Origin of the sequence: Flavobacterium sp. N502540 (assembly GCF_025947365.1) — a bacterium.
Lineage (GTDB): Bacteria > Bacteroidota > Bacteroidia > Flavobacteriales > Flavobacteriaceae > Flavobacterium.
In genome coordinates, this window is sequence record NZ_CP110012.1 from 539,043 (window position 1) to 563,342 (window position 24,300).

Annotated in this window: 24 protein-coding genes; 13 read left to right on the forward strand and 11 right to left on the reverse strand. The window is 36.5% G+C overall.

What is annotated here, in order from left to right; genetic code table 11:
- Positions 1-38: 38 nt before the first annotated feature.
- Positions 39-950 carry an AEC family transporter gene (locus OLM58_RS02395; protein ID WP_264531062.1) on the reverse strand — a complete coding sequence of 304 codons (912 nt, stop codon included), beginning with the start codon at positions 948-950 and terminating at the stop codon, positions 39-41.
- A gap of 106 nt (positions 951-1,056) precedes the next feature.
- On the opposite strand from OLM58_RS02395, the gene OLM58_RS02400 reads away from it, so the two are divergent.
- From OLM58_RS02400 to meaB, 5 genes are all read left to right on the forward strand, one after another.
- Complete coding sequence (locus OLM58_RS02400; protein ID WP_264531063.1) at positions 1,057-1,623, forward strand: Crp/Fnr family transcriptional regulator; 567 nt, start codon at positions 1,057-1,059, stop codon at positions 1,621-1,623.
- Between the two features lie 54 nt (positions 1,624-1,677).
- Positions 1,678-2,157 carry a hypothetical protein gene (locus tag OLM58_RS02405; protein WP_264531064.1) on the forward strand — a complete coding sequence of 160 codons (480 nt, stop codon included), beginning with the start codon at positions 1,678-1,680 and terminating at the stop codon, positions 2,155-2,157.
- A gap of 128 nt (positions 2,158-2,285) precedes the next feature.
- A complete protein-coding gene (locus OLM58_RS02410; protein ID WP_264531065.1) occupies positions 2,286-2,693 on the forward strand; it encodes an Rrf2 family transcriptional regulator in 408 nt (135 codons plus the stop codon).
- 57 nt (positions 2,694-2,750) lie between these two features.
- The gene (locus tag OLM58_RS02415) at positions 2,751-3,392 is read left to right on the forward strand and encodes an NAD(P)-dependent oxidoreductase (RefSeq protein WP_264531066.1); all 642 of its coding nucleotides are present in this window, start codon (positions 2,751-2,753) and stop codon (positions 3,390-3,392) included.
- Between the two features lie 176 nt (positions 3,393-3,568).
- Positions 3,569-4,660: a methylmalonyl Co-A mutase-associated GTPase MeaB gene (gene meaB, locus OLM58_RS02420; RefSeq protein ID WP_264531067.1), complete on the forward strand. Its 1,092-nt coding sequence runs from the start codon at positions 3,569-3,571 to the stop codon at positions 4,658-4,660.
- 29 nt (positions 4,661-4,689) lie between these two features.
- Here the strand turns inward: meaB and OLM58_RS02425 are convergent, their stop codons facing one another.
- The 4 genes from OLM58_RS02425 to OLM58_RS02440 all read right to left on the reverse strand — a co-directional run bounded on the left by OLM58_RS02425 (position 4,690) and on the right by OLM58_RS02440 (position 9,119).
- A complete protein-coding gene (locus OLM58_RS02425) occupies positions 4,690-5,226 on the reverse strand; it encodes a hypothetical protein (RefSeq protein WP_264531068.1) in 537 nt (178 codons plus the stop codon).
- Between the two features lie 173 nt (positions 5,227-5,399).
- Positions 5,400-7,340, reverse strand: a complete 1,941-nt coding sequence (locus OLM58_RS02430) for an LTA synthase family protein (RefSeq protein WP_264531069.1) — start codon at positions 7,338-7,340, stop codon at positions 5,400-5,402.
- 60 nt (positions 7,341-7,400) lie between these two features.
- Positions 7,401-7,628: a hypothetical protein gene (locus OLM58_RS02435; RefSeq protein ID WP_017495128.1), complete on the reverse strand. Its 228-nt coding sequence runs from the start codon at positions 7,626-7,628 to the stop codon at positions 7,401-7,403.
- A 105-nt stretch (positions 7,629-7,733) separates the two neighbouring features.
- Positions 7,734-9,119: an MATE family efflux transporter gene (locus tag OLM58_RS02440; protein WP_264531070.1), complete on the reverse strand. Its 1,386-nt coding sequence runs from the start codon at positions 9,117-9,119 to the stop codon at positions 7,734-7,736.
- A gap of 189 nt (positions 9,120-9,308) precedes the next feature.
- Between OLM58_RS02440 and OLM58_RS02445 the strand changes: the two genes are divergently transcribed.
- Complete coding sequence (locus tag OLM58_RS02445; RefSeq protein WP_083342548.1) at positions 9,309-9,812, forward strand: hypothetical protein; 504 nt, start codon at positions 9,309-9,311, stop codon at positions 9,810-9,812.
- Positions 9,813-9,980: 168 nt separating this feature from the next.
- Positions 9,981-10,916, forward strand: coding sequence for a DUF6268 family outer membrane beta-barrel protein (locus tag OLM58_RS02450; RefSeq protein ID WP_264531071.1), 936 nt, complete (start codon positions 9,981-9,983; stop codon positions 10,914-10,916).
- A 2-nt stretch (positions 10,917-10,918) separates the two neighbouring features.
- On the opposite strand, the gene OLM58_RS02455 is transcribed toward OLM58_RS02450, so the two are convergent.
- The 6 genes from OLM58_RS02455 to OLM58_RS02480 all read right to left on the reverse strand — a co-directional run bounded on the left by OLM58_RS02455 (position 10,919) and on the right by OLM58_RS02480 (position 18,222).
- Complete coding sequence (locus OLM58_RS02455; RefSeq protein WP_264531072.1) at positions 10,919-11,632, reverse strand: LytR/AlgR family response regulator transcription factor; 714 nt, start codon at positions 11,630-11,632, stop codon at positions 10,919-10,921.
- Positions 11,633-11,883: 251 nt separating this feature from the next.
- Complete coding sequence (locus OLM58_RS02460) at positions 11,884-12,933, reverse strand: sensor histidine kinase (RefSeq protein ID WP_264531073.1); 1,050 nt, start codon at positions 12,931-12,933, stop codon at positions 11,884-11,886.
- Between the two features lie 124 nt (positions 12,934-13,057).
- On the reverse strand, positions 13,058-13,651 hold the full coding sequence (locus OLM58_RS02465; RefSeq protein ID WP_264531074.1) for a porin family protein: 594 nt from the start codon (positions 13,649-13,651) through the stop codon (positions 13,058-13,060).
- A 175-nt stretch (positions 13,652-13,826) separates the two neighbouring features.
- Positions 13,827-15,599, reverse strand: coding sequence for a cytochrome-c peroxidase (locus OLM58_RS02470; protein WP_264531075.1), 1,773 nt, complete (start codon positions 15,597-15,599; stop codon positions 13,827-13,829).
- Positions 15,600-15,693: 94 nt separating this feature from the next.
- The gene (locus tag OLM58_RS02475) at positions 15,694-17,145 is read right to left on the reverse strand and encodes a hypothetical protein (RefSeq protein WP_264531076.1); all 1,452 of its coding nucleotides are present in this window, start codon (positions 17,143-17,145) and stop codon (positions 15,694-15,696) included.
- A 195-nt stretch (positions 17,146-17,340) separates the two neighbouring features.
- Complete coding sequence (locus OLM58_RS02480) at positions 17,341-18,222, reverse strand: PPK2 family polyphosphate kinase (protein WP_264531077.1); 882 nt, start codon at positions 18,220-18,222, stop codon at positions 17,341-17,343.
- A 107-nt stretch (positions 18,223-18,329) separates the two neighbouring features.
- Here OLM58_RS02480 and OLM58_RS02485 point away from each other — a divergent pair, with 107 nt between their 5' ends.
- The 6 genes from OLM58_RS02485 (at position 18,330) to OLM58_RS02510 (ending at position 24,240) form a co-directional block, all read left to right on the forward strand.
- Positions 18,330-19,166, forward strand: coding sequence for a DUF6929 family protein (locus OLM58_RS02485; protein ID WP_264531078.1), 837 nt, complete (start codon positions 18,330-18,332; stop codon positions 19,164-19,166).
- A 300-nt stretch (positions 19,167-19,466) separates the two neighbouring features.
- On the forward strand, positions 19,467-19,967 hold the full coding sequence (locus tag OLM58_RS02490; protein ID WP_202701084.1) for an RNA polymerase sigma factor: 501 nt from the start codon (positions 19,467-19,469) through the stop codon (positions 19,965-19,967).
- Positions 19,968-19,969: 2 nt separating this feature from the next.
- A complete protein-coding gene (locus OLM58_RS02495; RefSeq protein ID WP_264531079.1) occupies positions 19,970-20,935 on the forward strand; it encodes a hypothetical protein in 966 nt (321 codons plus the stop codon).
- A 92-nt stretch (positions 20,936-21,027) separates the two neighbouring features.
- The gene (locus tag OLM58_RS02500; RefSeq protein ID WP_264531080.1) at positions 21,028-23,193 is read left to right on the forward strand and encodes a YfbK domain-containing protein; all 2,166 of its coding nucleotides are present in this window, start codon (positions 21,028-21,030) and stop codon (positions 23,191-23,193) included.
- Positions 23,194-23,198: 5 nt separating this feature from the next.
- Positions 23,199-23,522: a hypothetical protein gene (locus OLM58_RS02505; RefSeq protein ID WP_264531081.1), complete on the forward strand. Its 324-nt coding sequence runs from the start codon at positions 23,199-23,201 to the stop codon at positions 23,520-23,522.
- Between the two features lie 130 nt (positions 23,523-23,652).
- Positions 23,653-24,240, forward strand: coding sequence for a phospholipid scramblase family protein (locus OLM58_RS02510; protein ID WP_264531082.1), 588 nt, complete (start codon positions 23,653-23,655; stop codon positions 24,238-24,240).
- The last annotated feature ends 60 nt before the right edge of the window (positions 24,241-24,300 follow it).

Here is a 24,300-nt window from a genome sequence, read left to right on the forward strand (position 1 = left end):
TTAAAGTTCTACATTCTCTATCTAATTAGTATTTAAAACTAAATTAAACTCAGAATCCAATACCAAATTGTAAGGGTAATAAATGAAATCGGGATTCCGAAACCAATCATCATACTGCTCAATCTCGGTTTCAATCCATAAGTCGACGCTAAGATCGCACCTGTAATCATGGGAGCCATGGCCATTTCCATAATGGTTATTTTAACGGCTTCGGAATGCTGCTTTAAAATAAAAACGTATAAAACCAAAATAACAAACGGAACTACTACTAGCCGAAAGAAAAGTCCGAGGCGCAAAAATTGCCAGTGCTGGCTTTTTCGATCAAAAGTAAGCTGTAATCCAACCGAAAGTAAGGCCAAAGGAGTCACAAGGCTCCCCACTTTAACTAAAACAGACTGAACATTCGTATCTAAATCGTATTGGAGAACATTCAGCAAACAGGCCACTAAAAAAGTAATAAACGGAGGGAATAAGATGATCTTTTTTAAAATACTTAGAGCATCCGCGCTTCCTTTAGAATAAAAAGCTGCTACAAAAACTCCTAGTGTAGAAACCACCACAAACGTTCCCGGCTGGTCTACAAGAATTGCAGTTTCCAATCCTTTTTTACCAAACAGAGCTTCAATTATAGGGTACCCTAAAAAAGAGGAATTACATAGTCCCGCTGTTAAAATCAGGCAGCCAATCAGTTTGTTTGACCAGCCTAATCTTCTTCCCAGAAAATGAAAAAATACAAGAGCCAACAGAAAACCAATCCAGCCCGACAGTATGGGGAACAGTAATTCATTGCTCCATTTTATTTTCGGAATATGATACAAAGTAATCGCGGGCAGGCAGACATAAAGAACGACCTTATTTAAAACCTTATAAAGGTGAGTTGGAAATTGCTTTATGCGTTGTAAAAGTAAACCCAGTGCAAGAAATAAAAATATTTGAATAAAGTTGCTCATATCATTTAGTAGTCACAAAAATAGACATTTATTATTGGATGCATCACACAAATCAGACTGCTTCTCTCATTTTTTTGCTACTTTTAAGATCTAATTTCAAAAACAAATGCAATCGATAAGAGACAATTTTGAACGAATGGCAAAACTTTCAGATGCCGAATGGAATTTTTTTTCATCTAAGCTCATTCGGGAAGAATTTCCAAAGAAAACTCCAATACTGAAAGCGGGTACCATCGAAAATTATCTTTCTTTTGTCGAAAAAGGATTGGTAAGATATTACATTCCCGGTCAGGATCACGACCGTACTTTTACTTTTGTATTCGATGGCGAATTTACGAGTGGCTATGATTCGTTTATCACAAGATTACCTGTCACTTATACGATTGAAACCCTCGCAGAAACTGTTCTCTGGCGCATATCTTACAAAGATCTTCAGGATATTTATGCCGAAACTAAGATTGGAAATACCATCGGGCGCTTTGCCAGTGAAGGATTGTTTCTTAAAAAAACAAAAAGAGAACTTTCGCTGCTGAACGAATCTGCCGAACAGCGTTATCTGAATCTGTTTACAGAACAGCCACAGCTCATACAAAGGATTCCTCAAAAATATCTTGCTTCTTATATTGGCATCACTCCACAAGCTTTGAGCAGAATCAGAAAACGCATTTATTAACCCAGGTTCATTGTTTTCAATCGCATTACTGCGCAACTTTGTTAAAAAAAAGATATGGAAACTTTAATTGTGTTAATAGGTGTTTTTGTCATTACGTTGCTTTTTATAAAACTAATCTCAAAAAAAATTGAAATTTTTCAGTCAGCCAGAATTGCCATGGCTGTCATGCTTGTCTTTACAGCCGTAAGTCATTTTGTATTTACCAAGGGAATGGCGATGATGGTCTCTTTTTTGCCTTGGCCGACCGCAATTGTTTATGCAACGGGAATTATAGAACTCATGGCGGCAGTGGGCTTATTAATTCCAAAAACGAGAGTGCTTACTGCTAAACTGCTGATCGTGTTTTTTATCGTTTTACTTCCGGCCAATATCTATGCCGCCGCTCACAGTATCAATTTACAAACAGCCAATTATAGCGGAAAAGGCATTTCTTACTTGTGGTTCAGAGTACCGCTGCAGCTTTTGTTTATTAGCTGGGTATACTTCTCTTCCATCAAAAAACAATCTAGCTTTAAAGGAGTTACAGCGAACTAAAACTTGCATTTTCTATCACTTTAACCTGAGCTTCTTTGAAGGATCGTTTCGAAATAGAATTAATTTTTAGTTAAAACTTTTTTTTGTTTCAAAAAACATCATACATTTGTAACATATTTTATTACAGTATGATTTCAGGTAAGTTTGCCATAACGATTCACATTTTAACTTTGCTCACTAAATTCCCAAACGATTTTTTGTCATCGGAATTTATTGCAGGAAGTATTAATCTGAATCCGGTTTTGGTGCGAAAAGAAATTGCCAATTTAAAAGCACATCATGTTGTTGAAAGTAAAGAAGGTAAAAACGGCGGTACAAGACTGTCGGTTGATCCTTCGAAAATTACATTAAAAGAAATATTTGAAATGACTTTTGAAACGATCAATCTGGGTTATGCCAAAAATCAGCCTAATCCGGATTGTCCGGTTGGAAAAAAGATCAATCAAAATTTGAGCTCTTTGTATGCTGAAATGAATCAAAAAGTTAGTTTACAATTAGATGGAATCTCCTTGGAAGATTTTTCTAATCAATTCTAAAACTATTTTTTTACACAAAACTGTAACATTTTTTATTACTAATTAAATTTATATATTATGAAAATCGCAATTATTGGAGCAACCGGATTTGTAGGTACCGCAATCTTAAACGAACTCGCTAACAGAAATCATGACCTTACGGCTATTGCCAGAAACCCAAAAGACAGCTCAAATGCAACGTGGAAAAGTGCAGACATTTTTAATGTAGAAGCTTTGTCTGAAATTTTAAAAGGAAATGATATCGTTATCAATGCTTACAATTCGGGATGGACCAATCCAAATATTTATGATGATTTTATTTCCGGATCAAAAGCCATTCAGGAAGCGGTGAAAAAATCGGGAGTAAAACGTTTTATTACTATTGGAGGAGCAGGAAGTTTATTCGTAGCTCCGGGCCTACAGGCTGTTGACACACCTGATTTCCCTAAAGAATACCATGCGGGAGCCACAGCAGCAAGAGATTATTTGAATATCTTGAAAGAAGAAAAAGAACTGGATTGGGCTTTCTTTAGTCCTGCTTTTGAAATGCACCACGGAATCACTACCGGACGAACCGGAAAATACCGCTTAGGTTTAGAAAATCCGGTTTTTAATGACGACCAGAGAAGTATTCTTTCTGTAGAAGATCTGGCAGTCGTTATCGCTGACGAAGCTGAAACTCCGAAACATCATCAGGTTCGTTTTACAGCAGCTTACTAAATCTTAAGGCGCAAAGACACATAGGTACAAGGGGCAAAGGTTTTATCACTTTGTATCTTTGTACCTATGTGCCTTTGAACCTTTGAACCTTTGCAGCTTTGAACCTTTGCAGCTAAAAAAATCCTTTTTGAAACTGTTTTTGTTTTCTGTACTTTTACACTACCAAAAAGTATATTTTGTCAGGTTCAAAAAAACGATCAGGTAGTTTACACGAAAAAGCCGGAATTTCTCCTCCAGAAATCACCAATGTTTCTGCTATTCAGCAAATTAAAAAAAACAGAAGACAACAACCTTCTTCAAAGGAGCTAATTGATGGTATACTAACCGGAAATATTACGGCTCTGAGTCGTGCGATCACACTGGTTGAAAGTACCAATCCGGAACATACTGCAAAAGCAAACGAGGTTATAAAAGGCTGTCTGCCACATGCCAATCAATCGATCCGAATTGGAATCACTGGAGTTCCCGGTGTTGGAAAAAGTACATTTATTGAAACTTTCGGGAGTTACCTGACTCAATTGGGGAAAAAAGTTGCAGTTCTGGCAGTTGATCCCAGCAGCTCTATTTCACACGGCAGTATTTTAGGTGATAAAACCCGAATGGAAGAACTTGTAAAAGACGAAAATGCTTTTATCAGACCAAGCGCTTCGGGAGATACTTTAGGCGGTGTAGCTCGTAAAACAAGGGAATCGATTATTTTATGTGAAGCCGCAGGTTTTGACACGATTGTTATAGAAACAGTTGGTGTAGGACAAAGTGAAACTGCCGTTCACAGCATGGTGGACTTTTTCTTACTACTAAAAATTTCAGGTGCCGGCGACGAACTTCAGGGGATCAAACGCGGCATTATGGAAATGGCTGATGCTATCGTAATCAACAAAGCAGATGGCGATAACATCAAAAAAGCCAATCAGGCCAAACTGGAATTCAACAGGGCTTTGCATTTGTTTCCTCCAAAAAAATCGAACTGGCAGCCAAAAGTTACTACCTGCAGTGCCATTACCAAAGAGGGCATTTCTGAAATCTGGAATACCATTTCTGATTATACGGAAACGACCAGCGCAACGGGCTTCTTTCAGGAAAGGCGAAAAGAGCAAAATCAGTTCTGGATGATGGAAACCATTGATGAACATTTGAAATCAAACTTTTACAATCATCCTGAGATTATTGGGCAATTGGTACAAATCAAAAAAGCGGTGCAAAATGATGAAATATCACCTTTTGCAGCCGCTCAGTTCTTGTTAAATGAGTATAAAAACAGCTTCTAATTTCTTAAAGCTTTTTTTAAATATTTCATTTATTTTACATGAATTGAAATTGTATAAGTCGCTTCACTTTCTTGAATAAGATATTTACCGGGAACTAAAATGTCTGAATTGAATTTTAAAGATTTGACTAATTCCGAATCTATAGTCTGTCCTTCAGGTATTACATAAACTTCTCCATTTCGCAATAATACTTTTTTATGTTCTGGAGTTAAAGCACTTTTTTGAATTTCCATAACAAAATTTCCTTTATCATTTGTAACACGTACCGGTGTTCCATCTGGGTGTGGCTTAAAAAAGTTATAATTTCTGTACGTGTCGTAAATAGTAAAATTACAAAACCCTTCTGGCTGACTACAGTCAACATTATGTGCCCCCCAAGCTCGCACAACGATTGGATAAGTATAATACACCCGCTTAGTATCGGGTTGATTTTGCTGCTCAGTGTTTGATAATTGAGTATTTTGATCTTCAACAGATTCATTGTTGCAGCTTATAAAAAAAGCGGCAGACACAAAGACTAACATTACTTTTAATACTTCAGATTTTTTTTGCGGTAATTTTTTCATAATAAATAAATTTAATTGTCCCTACTCTATCTTTGGCTTTTCAGGTTACGCCTTTTGGTTTAGTATAAATCAATTAAATTATTTTTTGTTACCCCTTATTTTTAAATTTTAACAAAAAAAAGCTGTTAAGTACTTCTATACTTAGCAGCTTTTTATTTACAATAAACTGGAAATTACTTTTTCTTATCCCTAAGTTTATATTTATTTTCTTTATATAAATTTCCTGCTGTAATAACATGTGCCAAAGCATCTTTTGCTAAGTCTTCATTTAACTTAACAGGAATTAAAGTGGTGTCGTTTTTGATTTCAAACTGTAGAGGTTTCAAATTAGGCTGCATAATTACGACCTGGTTCTCGACTCTGAAGGCGTTGATATCATTGAACTGCATAATTGATCTTCCTTGTGTTTTTGGATCTAATTTGTTTAGATTTCTTCCTACCATCGGAGTTTCAAACGGCAATCCTAAATAGCTTAATAAGGTTGGGGGAATATCAATCTGACTTGCCAATTTACTGTAAACTGTTCCTTTTTTAACTCCTGGTCCCATGATCAGAGCCGGAATATGAAACTTATTGATTGGCACTAAGTTTTTACCGTAGGTTCTGGTATTGTGGTCCGCGATTACGATAAAAATGGTGTTTTTGAAATAAGGCTCTTTTTTAGCCATTTCGAAAAATTTCCCAATCGAGAAATCGGCATATTTCATGGCATTATTTACCGTTGCAGGTTTGGCATCATAAGGTTTGATACGTCCCGCAGGATATTCAAAAGGCTCATGATTGGACGTCGAAAACATTAAAGAAAAGAATGGCTTATCCCCTTTTGCTTTAAAATAATTATTCGCTTTGGTTACCAGATCCTCATCTGAATACCCCCAGGTTCCTTTAAAAGCATACTTGTTTCCGTCTGATTCAAAATCCTCCTGATCTACGATATCCTGAAATCCATTTCCATTAAAAAAGGAAGCCATATTATCGAAATTCGCCATTCCACCATAAATAAAACTGGTTTCGTACCCTTTTTGTTTCAGCGCATCGGCTAAGGTGAAAAATCCTTGCTGCGAGTTTCCTAATTTTACGACACTTTCTGAAGGCGAAGGTAAAAATCCGGTTACTACTGCTTCGATTCCACGTACACTACGGGTTCCTGTACAATACAAGTTGGTAAACAATAAACCTTCTTTTGACAGTTTATCAAACTCAGGTGTTAAAGGCTTTCCTCCTAAAATTCCAACGTACTCCGCTCCTAAACTTTCCTGTAGAAAAATAACTAAATTGTAAGGTTTCTTCAAAAGTGTGTCTGGTTGCTGTACATGTAAAAACGGAATTTCGGCATCTGTAAAATCACCAGGACCTGCAATCATGTATTTTTTAACACGGGCAATGGCCTCGGCTTCTTCCATTTTACCATACATCTTGGTGTTTCCTTCATTTTTAATGGAATATGCCGCAAAAGCAACGGTATAAAAAGAATTCAATCCCAAAGTATTAGTCAGCTGATCTGTTGAGAAAACAGCATTACTGGCATTGATCGGACGTTTTGAGGTAAGACTTGAACGTGCTCCAAAAAACAATAAAAAAGCCAATAACGGAAAAACCATCAATTTAATTTTATAGTCTGCACTGCTCGTGTAGAAGTATTTTTTTCCTTTTTTGAAGGCAAAATACAAAACTACTCCTAAAATTAAAAAAGTTACAATGATCGAAGTCAGATAACTTTTAAGCAGCATTCCGACTACCTCTTTTGGATAAATCAGATAGTCTAAGAAAATTTTATTGGGACGTGTATCATATTGTTTTACAAAATCGGGCGTTGCCAACTCTACGAACAGAATCAGAAACAGCAATAAAAAACTATAAATTACAAGAAATTTATTGGTAAACTTCGATGCTTTATCAGGCAGAAAAGTAATTAAAACTGCCGGCAGGAAAGACATATAGCAAAGCAAAATCAAATCCATTCGAAGTCCAATTGGAAAAATATACCAGAAATTTGGTGTTTCTGTTACTCTGTCTTTAAAAATAAAAAACAAAAATAATCGGCTTAAAGTGGTAATCAGCAATCCGATCGCGATGAAGTTAATGATAGGTTTTAAAAAACTTAATTTTTTCATTAGAAAGATTTAAATGTTTTTAGATTGGGGTACATCCTAAAGACACACCTCTGTATGTCTTTACTCTTCGTAACGGTTTATTTCACGATCGTAAAACTCGTTTGCCAAAACAATTAAACCTTCCATTTCAGCATTTAACTCTGCTTCATCAAGATCTTCTGCTTCTTCCATGAATTCTACCTCATCATCTTTTAAATTGATAATGAATCTTGGGTAATCCAGGTGAATGATGAAAATATCATCTGGAAAATCAGTATTGTCTCCGAGTAAAAATTTAGGTAATTCCATTTGTATTGATTTATTATTTTTATGTATTGGCTCACCGATTGCAGCGGTTTCAGAGTGTTTTTAAATCCTCTTTTTAGCTGCAACTGATTCTTTTGCAGTCCAAATTTAAGTATTTGAAACTGAATTTTTGATTAATTTTTTAGTCAGGTAATGAAATCTAAGATAAAGAAATATTGCAGCAGTCGTTAATCCCGCCAAAAGTCCTATCCAAACTCCCTGCGCTTTTAGTTCTGTATATTCCGCAAGGTAATAGGAAATGGGAAAACCAACGACCCAATAGGCAACAAATGTAATGTACATCGGGATTTTCACATCCTGCAATCCACGTAATGCTCCCAGAACAACTACCTGAATTCCATCAGAAATCTGAAAAACGGCCGCTATTAAAAGTAATTTTGACGCGATACCTATTACCTCGTTGTTGTCCAGAAGCTGACCTCCGTTTTCCATATTCAAAAACATATGAGGAAGGAAATCATGAAACGCTACAAACAGAATTGCAAAGAATGTCTCGATGATAATCGCGAGTAAAAAGATCGAACGCGCTACCACAACTAAATTTTTATAGTCCATCAAACCTCTTTGATTGCTTACTCTAATCATCGAAGTTACACTTAATCCCATAGCAAACATAAAGGTCATTGACGCCAGACTTAAAGCAATTTGATTGGCAGCCTGACTGGTTTTTCCAATGTTTCCGCAAAGCCAGATCGACGCAGTAAACAAAACCACTTCAAAAAGCATTTGCATCGCCGACGGAAATCCGATACTGATTATTTTTTTCAGCGTTTCCTTTTTGATTTGATTAAAACTGAAGTTTTTAAAGAAACGTTTCAAATCGTTTCTTCGCGAAAGCATGATGTGCATGAACATCACTAAAAATATTCTTGAAATCACCGTCCCCAATGCTGCTCCGATAATTCCCATTTTTGGAAAAATCCAGATTCCGTAGATCAGCATGTAGTTGATTCCAACGTGCAGCACATTGGCCATAACCATAGCATACATTGAATATTTGGTCAGCGAAAGTCCATCCGCAAATTGCTTGTATCCCTGATACACAATTAACGGAATCAAAGAAAAAGCTACCCAATCCAGATACGGTTTCGCAAGAGCAATTACATCGGCAGGCTGCTCTAGTAATTCCATTAACGGTTTGGCCAAAACAATAACTCCAAAAAGCAGTAGCCCTAACAAGATACATAAAAACAATCCGTGATGAAACGCAGAACGAATTTTACCATCATTTTTTTCGGCATCACCTTCCGCTACAATCGGTGTAATGGCGGTCGAAAAACCAATTCCTAATGACATGGCGATAAAAATCAAACTGTTTCCTAACGAAACGGCTGCCAATTCTGTACTTCCTAACTTTCCTACCATTATATTGTCGACTATTCCTATTAGGGTGTGTCCGACCATTCCTAATATAATGGGGTATGCTAATCTTAAATTATATGAAAACTCTTTGGTATACTGCTTAAAATTCACTTCGATTCTTTTTTAGTCGGCAAAGATAATCAGAAGCTTTGGATTCTTTGTTACGATTAAAAACATAAGCTAATATTAAGTGCTTTTTAAGAGACCCTGATATTATATAACAAATCCTAAAAATTATATAACAGAATGTTAAGATCCTGAAACTACTTTTACAATATTAGAAATTCAAAAATGATTGTCATGAGAAATTTAAAAATGTTATGCCTCGCTGCTTTCGCTTTCTTATACGCCAATACCACTTTCGCTCAGGACAGTACCATTAAGAATTATAATCAGGGTTTTAGATTAGGCTTTGGTTTAAATGGTGGTATCCCGACGGATAATGACTATAAATGGTCACTTGGAGGAGATGTTCGTCTGCAGTACGATTTATCTAAAAAAACATCGCTAACCTTAACAACAGGTTTTACAAATCTGTTTATGAAAAATGACGCAAAAGATCTTGGATTCATTCCGGCGAAAGCAGGTTTTAAAGCTTTTATCTGGGAAGATCAGTTTTATGTTTTAGGAGAAGTAGGTGCTGGTTTTGCTGTCACAAACGGATATGACGACACTACTTTTTTATGGGCACCGGGAATTGGTTATGCCAACAAATATATTGATATCAGTGTCCGTTATGAGGATTATAATAAATTCAAAACCAATCAGGTTGCTTTACGTTTAGCCTATGGTTTTGATTTATAAAGATTAAGTTTAATTTATTTTTTTGTTTTTGGTATGAACCCGGTAGAAGTTAAATTCTATCGGGTTTGGTGTTTTTTATACCATTGGTCAAAAGAGAACTGCCATTAGTCAAATGATTTTTCGTGATTGGTTTAGAACGCGGTAATTCGCAGAAAAATTAATCAAATCATGAACAAAACAATCTTTTATCTATCGCAGCTTTTCCTTTTTTTATTGACTAGTATTGCTGCACAATCGCAATCAAAAATAGCAGGAGAACTTAAAGTTGATTATGTTCCGTTCTCCAACTATGTCCGTCCAATGGACAGTACTAAAACAAGTGCTGAAAGTAATTTCAAAAGGGCGCAAATTGCTTTTGAAATACCTCTTTCTCTGGAAATGGACCAATACAACCGTCCAAAACTCTGGTCTCTTTTTGCAAACGGAAGTTATGCCAAAATGGAAAACAAGAATTATGAAATTCAGTCTCTTCCGGTAGAATTTCAGGGTGGATTTCCTAATGAAATGCTGAATGCGCAAATCGGAGTCAAACATTTACGTTCTATCTCACCAACCTGGTCGTTAATGATAATGGCTTCTGTGGGGGTTTACACAGATATGGTTGAAATTAACAAAGATGATGTATTGCTTCAGGGCGGTGTGTTTTTCATCAAACATTTCAATCCCAATATGGCATTTGGTATGGGGCCTGTACTAACCAATAGTTTTGGTGTTCCGATGGTGCTTCCGGGAATTTATTTCAACTGGGAGTCCAGAGGTGCATGGCATTTTAAAATTACCTTTCCGGAAAGTCTGCAATTTGGATATCGAATCTCAGACAATTTTGACTTAAAAGCGGTTGTCGAACTAAGCGGAATGACGGCAGAAACAAAAGTGAATAACAGAACATCACTATTGGGGTATCAGCAAATTATCGCCGGTATACAGCCTGAAATTAAGCTTGGCAAACACTGGACACTGCAACCAACGGCAGGATCGACACTTTTACGCAGCTTCTCCAGTACCAACAGAAAAATTAAGGATATTTTCAAGGAGAAAGACATGGCTAATCCTAGATTCACGACTACATTTTACGGAGCTGTGGCCCTAAAATGGCAATTCTAGGGTCATCGGCTTAATAAGTTTTTATAGACTACCTCTTTCAGTAATGCTTCGCGGCGTGTTCTTGAAATGGGTAGTTCTTGTCCTTTTATAAATAATCGTCCACCGGAAACAGAGTCAATATGAGTAATATTTACAAGGAAAGATTTATGAATTCTAAAGAAAATTTCTGTCGGGAGTGTTTCTTCTAAAGAGATCATCGTTTGATGAATTACGAGAACCTTATCTTTAAAATGGAGCTTTGCATAGTTCTGCATTCCCTCGATATAGAGAATATCGAGCCAGGAGATCTTTTGAAATCCTTCCTCCTGACGCACATACAAATAAGGATCTAATTGATTCTGCCTTGGCGCACCCAGCATCTGATGCCATTGTTTTGCTTTTAAAGCAGCCTGATAAAAACGCTGAAACGTAATGGGTTTTAATAAATAATCGACCACCTGCAAACGATACCCTTCAAGAGCATATTCAGAATAAGCTGTCGTAAAAATAACCAAAGGCGGATTGTCCAGCGATTCCAGAAATTCCAGCCCCGTGAGATACGGCATATTAATATCCAGAAACAACAAATCGACTTCTTTTTCCTGAATGTACGAAGTGGCTTCTAATGCGGACGCACAGGTACCTGCGACTTCAAGAAAATCAATTTTAGAAACAAAATCTACTATTCCGTTTCTTGCAATAGGTTCGTCGTCGATAACAAGACATTTCATTTTCATATTTTATTTTTTTATTTTTTCCCGCAGATCTCGCAGATCAGGCAGATTTTTTCTTCTTTATTTTTTTACTGTTCTTCATTAAACCCAATAGTTAAAATGATTGCTGATTTTTGATTTCTGAGATGTGAAATTCAGGAAAATAGATCCTATTCCACCCTTATCAATACCCAATCAAAAATCTGCAATCGTTACTCTTCAATCTAAAATCTTTTAATTTCATGACATTGTGCTATCAGAAACGGCAAAATCTTTTACTTCAAATCTAAAACCACGATTACCGTAAAATCAGAATCGGTTTTAATGATGTTTAACTGGTGTTTTTCAGGATATTGAATCGCGAGTCTTTTTTTGACATTTTCAAGTCCGAGCCCTTGATTCTTTGAAGGAATTTTGTATTGTTCTGTATAGGAATTCTCGATCTTAAAATGCAGCTGTTTTGCCGTTTGTTTACATCCCAAATGCACATATCCTTTTTGCCCCGGAAGCCTTGAAACGTGCTTGAATGCATTTTCTATTAAAGGGACTAAAAGTAATGGTGCGATCTGAAGCTGGGCATCTTCAATACTCCATTTACATTTTACTTTTAATTCATTTCCCCATCTCGTTTCTTCGACTCCAATTAAGTCTTTCAGGTATTTTATTTCGAGATGCAGCGGCACGTATTCTTTGTTGCATTCGTACAATTGATACCTCAAAATATCCGAAAACCGAATCAGTAAATCCGAAGCCAGTTTTACATCACTCTGCATCAAAATGTGAATGTGATTGAGCACATTAAACATAAGATGCGGATTAATCTGATCCTGAAGAATCTTGATTTGTGCCTCAAGATGAACCTGTTGCAGCTGAGCATGATTTCTTTCGATTATATTATGTTCCTGATAAAACCGAAGCCCGCAGGCAGTACCGCAAATCAAAATAGCTGCAGGGGTACTCCCAAAGAATCGTGCAAATAAAAACTGAATCATCGTCATGTTTGCTTCGTCGGGATACAATCGTGCGCGGGTCTGCGAATTTGAAAAGATGGCATCAATAACGGCCAGGCAAAATGAAAGCATAAAAACTACCATGACACTTTGCACCGCAAATAGCGCCATTCTTCTTTTACGCAACGCAACAGGCAATACAATATCGCTAAGAAAATGCGCCAAAAGACATGAACAAAGTAAAACCAAAAAAGCCTGAAAAGCTGCCGCTCGAACGCCGTAAGCCTCGATCAGCTGTGACCAGATCGTTATTCCGAGTAAACACCAGAAAAAAACTAAAAATATTCGATGTCTGTTTTTATTTATTACAACCATTCTAAAAGAATAAAAAATTGATGAGAAACTTCATGTTCAAAAATAACCCTATATTTTTCAAACAAACAGCAAAGAACCAAAAAAGATTCTTTGCTGCTGACAAGGCCAAACCAAAAAAGCCTACTTAAAATATAAAATAACCAACCCCAATGTTAAACGAATTTGGCTTCGAACTAAACTCCTTACTTACATTGTTTAACCCTCCCTGATAAGTAATATCCAGAGTAAATTTCGAAATTTCGATTCCCGCTCCAACCTGATAGCCTATATTGGATTTATTAAATTTTCCATAGGTAGTTTTCAATTGACTCACAGAAGAAACATTTTCATCCAGCACATAAGAATAAACTCCTCCTCCAAAAACTCTTACGTTCAGCATCGATTGATCAATTATTTTGTAACCAATTACCAACGGCATTTCGAGGCTTCGCCATTTTACATTTTTAGAAGGCAAAGAAGCTGTTTTTTCAATTTTAGAAGATTTCTCACTGTAGAGGATTTCATTTTGAATAAAAAAACGTTTGAAATCAAATCGGGCCATAGCACCACCAAAAAAGCCCGTTGCATACTTTGAATCAAAACCTTTTGAAACCGGAAGTTCGGAATAATTTGATCCTGCTTTTATTCCAACATGAATAGGAAGCGGAGATTGTGCATTTGATTTAAAAGAGATTAATGTAAAAATAACTGCCAAGCATAATAATTTGTACGTGTTCATGATAATAATGTTTATTAATTTGATGCAAAGGAGCACAAACCTGCAACGCTATTAAAATTAGTTTGATGAACGGCAGTTACGTTTTGACTAACGGAAGTATTAATTGACTTTTCCCAAAAATAACAAACCCGACAGGTTTCAAAAACCTGTCGGGTTTAGATATTATACCCACTATTTACTTCAGATACTTCTTATCGGTCAAGGTTCTCATGAAGGCAATGAGCTGTTTTTTCTCCAACTCTGATAAGTTTAACTTGTCTTCCGGTAAAGTTTGATTCGGAACATCGAATCCTAAACCTAACCCGCCTCCTTCATTATAAAAGTCAATCACTTCTTCAAGAGTGTTGTAAACTCCATTGTGCATGTAGGGAGCGGTAAGTGTAATATTTCGGATCGTTGGCGTTTTAAACGAATGTTTATGAATAGCCGCCTGGGTGATGACAAACTTGCCCAAATCTCCGTCCAGCTTTTTGCTTTTATTTGGAACGCCTAATATTTCACTCTCCGATCGGTCAAAATTAGGCGGAACTGTTCCGTTGGTTAATGGAATAAAATGGCAGGTCGCACATTTGGCTTTCCCTGCAAACAAATTAAAACCTGCTTTTTCATCCGCTGTGAAATTCTCTTTGTTTTGCATATAAGCATCAAACTTCGAATCGTACTGACTCAATGACCGAATATAAGAAGCCAAAGCATTCTTGATTTCAAATTCATTAATAGTCCCTTTCGGAAATGCTTTTTTGAAATCTCTTACATAGTTCGCATCTTTTTGAAGTACTAAAGCCGATTTCTCAAGAGAACCGTGCATTTCGTTTTCATTTTTAATCACAGCAATGGCCTGATCTTCGAGATAACTTACTCTGGAATCATCAAAAAATACACGCTGAAAAGCAATATGATTCAATGTCGGCGTGTTGCGCTGCAGCATCGATTTCCCGTCTAATGAAACCGCTCTTTCCAATCCGTCGGTAAAAGCTTTATCGGCATGATGGCACGAAGCGCAGGAACGGGTGTTGTTACCCGACAAAACCGGATCATTGAACAGCTTTTTTCCTAACGCAATTTTCTCCGGCGTTGTTTGATAATCCGGAAAACCTGAAAATGCTTCAGGATCAAATGCTCGGGAATCAAACAGTGTTTGTGCTGTTGTTTTTAAACCTCTTTGCTCTTTCATGAGCGGAATACCCAATTCTGATCGGGTTTTGAATAGCCCTTTGTTTAATGGATTGGCAATTTCTTTGATAAAATACGCCCGGTCAAAAGCATTGAAATTGGTATTTGTTTTTAAATATTGCTGTCCTTTCTTCAATATTTCAAGCACCTGATTTGAATTTGAAACTGGCTTATCTTCGACATAAACTTTGTAATATTTCTCGATGGTTTCTAAAGCTGCCACAGCTTCAGGAAGTGAATTCAATACCACAGGCGAATCGAATCCGGTTATTCCTAAAGTAACTATTCGATATACTTCCAATCGCATTGCATCAAAAACATGTGCGTCTGTTAATTGATTGGATTTGGAAACTTTTTCTAGACGAGCCAAATTAGCCGACAAGATACCCAGCTCCTGAAGCAATTCTTTTTTATGCTCTTTGTCATATTTAGGAAAAACAAATTCTTCAATAACCTGAAATCCTTCGGGTGGAACGGTCACTTTATCATTTTCTTCAAACTCAGGTATTGCAGGACCGTTTATTGCTTTGGAAACTGCAGGCGAATAATACTCACTTATCATTTCGACCTTTTTGTAACTTTGATGTGCTTCGCGAAATTGTCTCTGAATTTGTACTTCGGTAGAATCTGACTGCACGGAATATTTCAGTTTAGCAACCTTCTCAATCAGTAAAGTAATATCAGACTGAAACAATTCATTTACTTCCTGATGTTTGTCTTTTTTCTGACAGGCTACCAATGCCAGCAGGAAAAACAAACCGTATATTTTTTTCATGTGTATTAAAAATTAAAAGGGAAATATTCAGAAAAACAGAAACCACTACCTCAAATTGAGATAGTGGATGACTGTTTTATAATGCTTAAAAAATTTATCTCGCTAAACCTTTAATCACTACAATTTGACTTGCTTGTTGCTCGTTCGGACGATTTGTTCCGCCGTCAACTCCTTTATATTTTTCACCAGTCCAGGTATGAGGCTGGATGCTTAACATGAAAGTATCCGGAATACCCAACTGATCTGATACATCGATCATTGCACCGTATTCCCAATCTCCGAATTTTGATAGTTTACCTACGTTGTATTTGGCAGCATCAGCCTGAGTACGACGGTGATCTAATTCCAATACCACTTTCAATTCTTTTGTAGCAATGTTATATTGATAGATGTAAGCATCGTGTGTTTCGTCACCGTATCCGTTTGCATCTTCCTGAACGTAAACATAGTTACTGGTTACACAGATATTATCAGGATTTTGGAATTTCCCTGCTTTTCCACTGCGGTTGTCACCATCTAAAACCAGCTCTAAAGTTCCTTTTAACGGATCGGCAGCATCAAGATTTAATCTGTAAACTCTACCATATTTCGTTCTTGAAGCATCGGCATTCGTTCCTGTGATATCTTGTCCGGTTACGTTAAAATACAATTCACGGTCAGCATTGTTACCTCCTTTGCGGTAATCTAAATCTTCAACACGACCAAATTTGATTGCTTTCAAAGTATTTACAGATGCATTGATCTGAGCTCCTGTTAAAGTAGTGTGGCTGTCAATTTTCACGAAAGAAACAGGATACGTTTGATCCACAGTCATGTCTTTTTCTCTTTGATTGCTGTCATTTCTTTTTAACATGTACAAAGATCCTCCACTTAAATCACCAACTGTGTTTGATACATACATAAAAACCTGACCTCCGTAAGTTCCTGAGTCATCATCACCAATTACTACAACTGTTTTTCCTTTGTAAGCAGTAGAACGCAATGGTAAAGCATTTTCAGCACTTAAACGTCCAAATCCTGCTAATTCTTTAGAAACCGAAGCTCCTCCTGCACTTGCATAAGGATCCAAAGCATGTGTACGGGATTCTTCTCCAGACTCTCCACAAGTTAAGTAAAGTGGTCCGAAACCGTGTTCTGCCTGCGTAGCCATAGTAGCTCCGCACAATCTCCACGTTCCTCCGCTAGAGTTTAGTAAATATTCTCCTTTTGTCGGTTTGAAAGTCTTGTCTAAAGTAATTCTCGAAACTGCAAAATTGTCTTCGTTATTTACCAAGAAAGTAAAAGTCCCGTCTGTATTTTTCAATAAACCTGAACCATCGGCAGAACCTCCAAAAACAAATTTAGGACTGTCTGCAAAAACATCATCTGAGCTAAAAAGAGAGTAAATTTTCAAACTTTCAAATCCTGCCTGAGCTTTTATTAAACTTGGTGTTACAGATTGATCCTTCAGTACAACACTTGTTGTTTCTGCTTCGTCTTTAGAATCGTTATTACAAGATGTAAGCAACGAACCGAGCATAATTAGAGGTAAAATAATTCTTTTCATGTAGTTAAAAATTGGGTTTCTATTTTTTTTACAAAGTAACCCCCTGCTCTTTAACTTAAAATGATTTAGATATTATCAAAAAATCAACAGTTTTCCTAAAAAGCGTTATAAAACAAAAAAACGTTAACATTAAATTAGTACTACAAAACACTCATAAACTTCCATTAACATTAGTACAAAAAAAAGAGCCTTATTTTAAGACTCTTTTCTAAGTTGTTGTTTATAAAGCTCAATATTGGTTTTTATTTTATCATCCAATTCAGGTTCTTTAATGTCAGTATGTTTTTGCATTTCCTCCCAGATTGTCTTGGCCACTATATAACGTGCCATTTCCTTATCATCTGCCGGAACAACATACCATGGTGCGTGTTCAGTCGAAGTTCTGTTGATCGCTTCTTCATAATACTGCTGGTATTCATCCCAATGTTCGCGTTCTTTTAAATCTCCGGGCGAAAATTTCCAGTGGTGCTTCTCCTCTTCCAAGCGACGCAGCAAACGCTGTCTTTGTTCTTCTTTACTTAAATGAAGATAAAACTTCAGCACAATAGTTCCATTTTCGGCAATATGCCTTTCAAAATTATTGATCTGCTCGATTCTCCTTTTCCAGAACTTCGGTGTAATATCATCCACAGAGTTGATTCCCGGTAAATTTTCTCCCAAAATATATTCCGGATGCACCCTTGTTACCAAAACATTCTCGTAATGTGTACGGTTAAAAATTGCAAACTTCCCTTTTTCCGGCAAAGCAATATAATGTCTCCAGAGATAATCATGTTCCAATTCAGTCGAATTGGGCGTTTTAAAACTGTGTACTACTACCCCACGCGGGTTAAACTCTTTAAAAACTTCCCTGATCAGGCTGTCTTTTCCTGAAGTATCCATTCCCTGCAGGCAAATTAAAACCGCGTACTTATTGTGCGCATACATTACATCCTGCAAATTGCTTAGTTTGGCCTGTACCTTATCCAGTCTGGCTTCTTTTTCATCACTATCAGCATCGATGTCAAGTAAAGTTGGAATCTTTGCTAGTCTTATTTTTTCTGTAACTTTAAAATCATTCGGATCTATCGATTTCATAATTTGTGAGTTTTTATACTAGTAAATATACTATTTTTACAAAGCATATCCCTGCTATCCCTTCTAATACTTTCAGGAACAGCGATTTTATTTACAAAACAGTATTCATGGAAAAATTTACTTTAGAAATATTATTTCAAATCATCGGAATCGGATCGGCATCCGGATTATTTTTTACTGACAATTCACTTTACCTTGTTGGAGATAACAGTGGTTTCCTATACGAATACAACATGCAGAATCAGCAATTGAACGAACACCCTTTAATTGACAATCCGACGAAAAATATCGCAAAAAATCTTAAACCTGATTTTGAGTCTTTAACCAGTCATAACGATACGCTTTATGTTTTTGGTTCCGGTTCGACCGAAAACCGAAACAAAATGATTGCATTCGATCTTAAAAAGAAAACCATACTGCAAAAAAATAATCTGGTCGATTTATACGCATTAATGCAAAGTTTTGGCGAAATAAAACCGGAAGACTTTAATCTGGAAGGTTCTATTTTTGATGGTGAGAATTGGTACCTGTTCAATCGTGGTAACGGAATCTCTAACAAAAACACCATTTTTACCATCCATGCTAAAAGCCTGGGAGAAGAATTTGCTCTGGTTGCAACCAATTATAAACTTCCAAAAATAAAAGGCATTCGCTCCAGTTTTACAGACGCTGTTTTGGTCGAAGATAAAATCTATTTCCTTTCTACAGTAGAAAATACCAAATCAACTTATGATGATGGTGAAATTTTGGGAAGCTTCATAGGAAGGATCGACCTTAAAACCATGAAAATCGATTTTACTCAAAAAATAACGGCAACCCATAAATTCGAAGGTTTAACTTTCTATAAAAAAGAAAACAATACAATCGAATTTCTGCTTTGCGAGGATAATGATACGGAGCTTTTAGAAACGAAGATTTTTAAATTGAGTTTACCTGTTAAATAGCAAAGAATCTCTTTGCCTTAATTGTATCACAGAGATTCTCAAAAATTTCGCAGAGACACACAAAGGATCGTTCACTTTTTATTATTTTGAGTTAAAAACTCATTTATTCTGTAGTACTTAAAAAGTACTACAGTGGCTCTTTATTAAGAAAATCGTACCTTTAAAACCATCTATTAAGAAAATAAAAGCCTTTTTTAAACTTTTTTTCATTTCTCTCCCAACCTTTTTATCTTTTTATCCCTCTATATAAGAAAGACAACAATTGTGATAAACGAAACTCTCATATCCAACTGCAAAAAAATGAACCGCGATGCTCAGCGTCAGGTTTATGAGCATATGGCTCCAAAACTGTATCGCGTTTGCAAACGATACCTTAAGAAGGAAGAAGAAATTGAAGAAGCTATGGCTGATGCTTTCTATACCATATTTACAAAGCTGGATCAGCTTAAGGAGCTTTTAGCTTTTGAAGCCTGGGCGCGAAAAATTACCGTCAACCATTGTTTGGCAACCATCAAGAAAAACACCAATTTCAACATGTACCTTGATGACGTCAAATTGCTTTCGCAGCCTTTTACCGAAGAAGTGAACGCATTGGAAGAAGAAGATTTGCTGAATTTACTAAATCATATTCCGGACGGTTGTAAAACGGTTTTTAATCTTTTTGTTATCGAAGGTTTCGGGCATAAAGAAATAGCCGCTATGCTAAACATTTCTGAGGGCACATCGAAATCACAATTGAATGCCGCTAAAACCAAATTAAAGGAATTAGTAAATAAATTGTATTACCAAAAAGCAAAATAGTCATGGACAATCAAGATAAAATATTCGATAAATTTAAAGAGGCCGCGCACAACTCGGAATCTAAAGATTTTCCAGGAATGGAAAAAGTCTGGTCACGTCTTGAAGACAAACTAGACAAAAAGGAAGACAAAAAAACCATTTCGTTATGGAAAAAAATTGCGGTTGCAGCTTCTCTTTTATTACTTCTTTCTTTGGGAGCACAATTTCTAAAATCCAACAAAACAGTTCCTACTGTGACTACTAAAGTTGTAGTGAACGAAGAAGAAAAAGCAACACAGTCCATTTTAGAGAAAAAAGAGGCAATTGTTTCTTCGGATTCACCAATAATACCTAAAGCAGAAGCTGTAAAAATCCTGGATCAGCAAATCAAACAACAGCAAAAAGTAGCGGTACAGGAAATACAGTATGCAGCCGACAATGCTATTGTTACGCAAGCCAGTCCTGCTCCCGTTGCAGATCAAATAATTCCTCCGGTAGCTGCGTCATCTGAATATTTTAAAGAAGAAGAGGTACAAAACAACACTGCCAAAGATAAAGCCATTCAAAACTATGGTTATGCCGGAGCAGCGCGAAGAGAATCAGCCAAAATGGTTTATGCCGAAAAACCTGTCCAAATGGCTAAAAAAAGTGCTCCGCTAATTGTTTTAAACGGAAATGCCATGTCACACAATGACGATGCAAAAAGAGACAAAATGATGCAGGCAGAGCTACCAAATTTACAGCCCGAAAATGTAGATTCTCTGGTGGTACTGGATGCGCCATTGTACATCATTGACGGCATATATTATTCCGAAAGCGAATTATTTGGCAATAATCCAACCAGTCCGTACGCACCTTTAAACAAACAGGAAATCAAGACCATCACCGTTCTTCAGGACCTCGAAGCCACCTCTAAATATGGCAATAAAGGAAAAAAAGGAGTCGTAATCATTACCACCCGAAAAGGAAAACCCGCAGCAAAAAACTAAGGGTAAAAACTCAAATTTAATTTCAAAAAATCATTCCTAAGCCTAAGGCTTAGACTACGATCAGCCCGATTATTCATCTAAAAATTACTACCATGAAAAACGTAAAACTTATTTCATTAGCCCTATCTATGCTTATATGTTTCGTAGCATCAGCACAGGAGAAAATCATTACAGGAAACGTTACCGACGAGGCCAGCATACCACTTCCGGGAGTAACTATAGGGATTAAAAATACCAAAAACACAACACAAACTGATTTTGACGGAAATTATTCCATCAAGGTACAAAAAGGCGACATTTTGATCTTTAGTTACATCGGATTCAACTCTCAAACGCAAACCGTAGGCAATAAAAATGTGATTAATGTTAAACTAACCGGCCAACAGCAATCCCTTAACGAAGTAGTAGTCGTAGGCTATGGATCTTCAAATGCCGACTACGAAAGCTCTAATTACAGCCGTCGTGACAAGAAAATGGCTTCTAAGACTATTACCTCAACGCTTCAGGGAAGAGTTGCCGGATTACAGATCGCTTCTAATTATGTTCAGCCTGCACCCAATCAAAACATAATTATAAGAGGGACTGCATCTCTTTCTTCTAAAAATGAACCTTTGTATATAATCGATGGTGTTCCGGTTAAATCTGATCAATTCTCAAAAATCAATCCGAATGATGTGGAGGAAGTAAAAGTTATAAAAGATGCAGCTGCTACTTCTATTTATGGAAGCAGAGCCTCAAACGGAGTCGTACTTATTGAAACCAAAAACGGCATTTACAAAAACCTTACGGAGAAAGAATTAAATACCAAACTGAAAAAAATAACTGTTCCGCAGCCGGTAGAACCTAATGAAGAAGATTACGATACTTTTGTAGAAAATGCCTTCGAGAGTCCAAAAACAGCTCCGCTTTCTACATTTTCTATCGATGTTGACAATGCTTCCTATACCAATGTAAGACGCTTTATCAATAACGGACAAGCGGTTCCGAAAGATGCCGTTCGTGTAGAAGAAATGGTTAACTTCTTTAAATACAATTATCCACAGCCAAAAGATCAAAATCCGTTTTCTATTAACACAGAAGTAAGTGATTCACCATGGAATGCCAAAAACAAAGTGCTTAAAATTGGTTTACAGGGGAAAAACATCCCAACCGAAAATTTGCCTGCTTCTAATTTAGTTTTCTTAATTGATGTTTCAGGATCGATGAGCGACATGAATAAATTGCCTTTGCTGAAACAATCATTAAAAATACTGGTAAATGAGTTACGTCCGAAAGACAAAGTTGCTATGGTCGTTTATGCCGGTGCAGCAGGACTGGTTTTACCTCCAACTTCAGGTGACGAAAAGAAAACCATTATTGATGCTCTTGAAAAATTGAATGCCGGAGGAAGCACTGCCGGAGGAGCCGGAATTGAACTGGCGTATAAAATTGCTGCAGAAAACTTTATCAAAAACGGAAACAACAGAGTGATTCTGGCTACTGATGGTGATTTTAATGTGGGAGATACTTCTAATGCTGACATGGAAAAGCTAATTGAAGACAAAAGAAAAACCGGCGTTTTCCTTACCTGCCTGGGATACGGAATGGGAAATTATAAAGACAGTAAGATGGAAACTTTAGCCGATAAAGGAAATGGAAATTATGCTTATATCGACAACATTCAGGAGGCCAATCGTTTTTTAGGAAAAGAGTTCAAAGGTTCCATGTTTGCAATTGCTAAAGATGTAAAAATTCAGATAGAATTTAATCCCAAACAAGTTCAGGCTTATCGTTTAATCGGTTACGAAAACAGAAAACTGCGTCCGGAAGATTTCAAAAATGATGCTATTGATGCAGGAGAACTTGGAAGCAACCATACCGTTACTGCTCTTTATGAAATTATTCCTGCCGGAGTAAAAAGCGATTATTTGGCACAGCAGCCTGATACTTTAAAATATACCAAAGTCGAAGAAGCCGGAACAAATTACAGCAATGAACTTGCTACCATAAAATTCCGTTATAAAAAACCGGACGGAGATAAAAGTATTGAACTGGTACAGGTAATCGAAAACAAATCGGTTGCCTTGGAAAAAGCTTCGGATGATTTTAAATTCAGCAGTTCAGTGGCCTGGTTCGGTCTGAAACTAAGAGATTCAAAACTTATTTCAGATAAATCTTCTGATTCCATTTTGAAATTAGCCAAACAGGGGCTTTCCAACGATCCTGAAGGTTACAAGGCCGAATTTATCCGTTTAATTGAAACTGCAAAATTCGATTAAATTTTATGATGAAAAATGTAAAACTTGCTTCATTGGCTTTTTCTATATTTCTCTGTCTCGTAACATATGCACAGGAGAAAGATGTATCTCATACAAAACCTGTAAATGCCGATAGTCAGATCATAATATGTGCACCATCAAAAAAATCTATTATTAATCCACCTTTGGTAATTCTTGATGGAGTTATAATCAATTTTAAAGATTTTCCTAAAGTGAGCCCGAATACTATCAAAGAGATGAAAGTTTTAAAGGAAACTGAAGCAACATCAGTCTACGGAAATAAAGGAATAAATGGTGCTATAATTATCACAACAAAGAAAAATAACTGAAATTTGATAACACAGATTTCATTTTTAACAGCGGTTTATTAACAAAATTATTTTTACATTTGATCTCCTTTTGAAACCCTTTCAGAAGGAGATCAATCATATTATTTAATCATTTTCACACAATCAATTAATGAACCCTATTTTAAATCAGAATTTATTTCTTGTAAAAGAGCATGTTGGTATGTTTAAAGCATCAAACAACTATGACATTTATAACCCGGAAAGCAATCAGATCATCCTGAACTGTAGAGAAAATAATCTTGGATTCTTCACTAAAATGTTACGCTTCACCGATTACAAAAGAATGACACCTTTTAATGTTGAAATCGCAGCAGCTTCAGGTGAAAAACTAATTTCGGTAAAAAGAGGTATTGCCGTTTTCAGATCGAATGTTGAAGTTTTTGACGAAAAAGAGAGACTGATAGGAACCTTTAAACAAAAGTTCTTTTCTTTTGGAGGCAAATTTGAAATTTTAGATAAAAACGAAAAACCAATTGCTACACTTCAGGGAAAATGGACAGGATGGGATTTCAAATTTACCCACGAAAATAAGCAGCTGGCTCAGGTAAGTAAAAAATGGGCCGGAATGGGGAAAGAACTCTTCACCAGTGCCGATAATTATGTTCTTCAAATTGAAGAAACTGTAGCACAGGACAGTCCGCAAAGGCAGTTAATTCTGGCAGCTGTAATGTGTATCGACATGGTTTTGAAAGAATAGAAAAAGTTGTTAAACTTAGATTAAGAAAACATCTAAAGCATCATTTTAGGAAGCAAAAGC

Coding starts and splice junctions, on each gene's coding strand:
- OLM58_RS02395 (WP_264531062.1), bottom strand. CDS start 950: ATGAGCAACTTTATTCAAATATTTTTATTTCTTGCACTGGGTTTACTT.
- OLM58_RS02400 (WP_264531063.1), top strand. CDS start 1,057: ATGCAATCGATAAGAGACAATTTTGAACGAATGGCAAAACTTTCAGAT.
- OLM58_RS02405 (WP_264531064.1), top strand. CDS start 1,678: ATGGAAACTTTAATTGTGTTAATAGGTGTTTTTGTCATTACGTTGCTT.
- OLM58_RS02410 (WP_264531065.1), top strand. CDS start 2,286: ATGATTTCAGGTAAGTTTGCCATAACGATTCACATTTTAACTTTGCTC.
- OLM58_RS02415 (WP_264531066.1), top strand. CDS start 2,751: ATGAAAATCGCAATTATTGGAGCAACCGGATTTGTAGGTACCGCAATC.
- OLM58_RS02425 (WP_264531068.1), bottom strand. CDS start 5,226: ATGAAAAAATTACCGCAAAAAAAATCTGAAGTATTAAAAGTAATGTTA.
- OLM58_RS02430 (WP_264531069.1), bottom strand. CDS start 7,340: ATGAAAAAATTAAGTTTTTTAAAACCTATCATTAACTTCATCGCGATC.
- OLM58_RS02435 (WP_017495128.1), bottom strand. CDS start 7,628: ATGGAATTACCTAAATTTTTACTCGGAGACAATACTGATTTTCCAGAT.
- OLM58_RS02445 (WP_083342548.1), top strand. CDS start 9,309: ATGAGAAATTTAAAAATGTTATGCCTCGCTGCTTTCGCTTTCTTATAC.
- OLM58_RS02450 (WP_264531071.1), top strand. CDS start 9,981: ATGAACAAAACAATCTTTTATCTATCGCAGCTTTTCCTTTTTTTATTG.
- OLM58_RS02455 (WP_264531072.1), bottom strand. CDS start 11,632: ATGAAAATGAAATGTCTTGTTATCGACGACGAACCTATTGCAAGAAAC.
- OLM58_RS02460 (WP_264531073.1), bottom strand. CDS start 12,933: ATGGTTGTAATAAATAAAAACAGACATCGAATATTTTTAGTTTTTTTC.
- OLM58_RS02465 (WP_264531074.1), bottom strand. CDS start 13,651: ATGAACACGTACAAATTATTATGCTTGGCAGTTATTTTTACATTAATC.
- OLM58_RS02470 (WP_264531075.1), bottom strand. CDS start 15,599: ATGAAAAAAATATACGGTTTGTTTTTCCTGCTGGCATTGGTAGCCTGT.
- OLM58_RS02475 (WP_264531076.1), bottom strand. CDS start 17,145: ATGAAAAGAATTATTTTACCTCTAATTATGCTCGGTTCGTTGCTTACA.
- OLM58_RS02480 (WP_264531077.1), bottom strand. CDS start 18,222: ATGAAATCGATAGATCCGAATGATTTTAAAGTTACAGAAAAAATAAGA.
- OLM58_RS02485 (WP_264531078.1), top strand. CDS start 18,330: ATGGAAAAATTTACTTTAGAAATATTATTTCAAATCATCGGAATCGGA.
- OLM58_RS02490 (WP_202701084.1), top strand. CDS start 19,467: ATGAACCGCGATGCTCAGCGTCAGGTTTATGAGCATATGGCTCCAAAA.
- OLM58_RS02495 (WP_264531079.1), top strand. CDS start 19,970: ATGGACAATCAAGATAAAATATTCGATAAATTTAAAGAGGCCGCGCAC.
- OLM58_RS02500 (WP_264531080.1), top strand. CDS start 21,028: ATGAAAAACGTAAAACTTATTTCATTAGCCCTATCTATGCTTATATGT.
- OLM58_RS02505 (WP_264531081.1), top strand. CDS start 23,199: ATGATGAAAAATGTAAAACTTGCTTCATTGGCTTTTTCTATATTTCTC.
- OLM58_RS02510 (WP_264531082.1), top strand. CDS start 23,653: ATGAACCCTATTTTAAATCAGAATTTATTTCTTGTAAAAGAGCATGTT.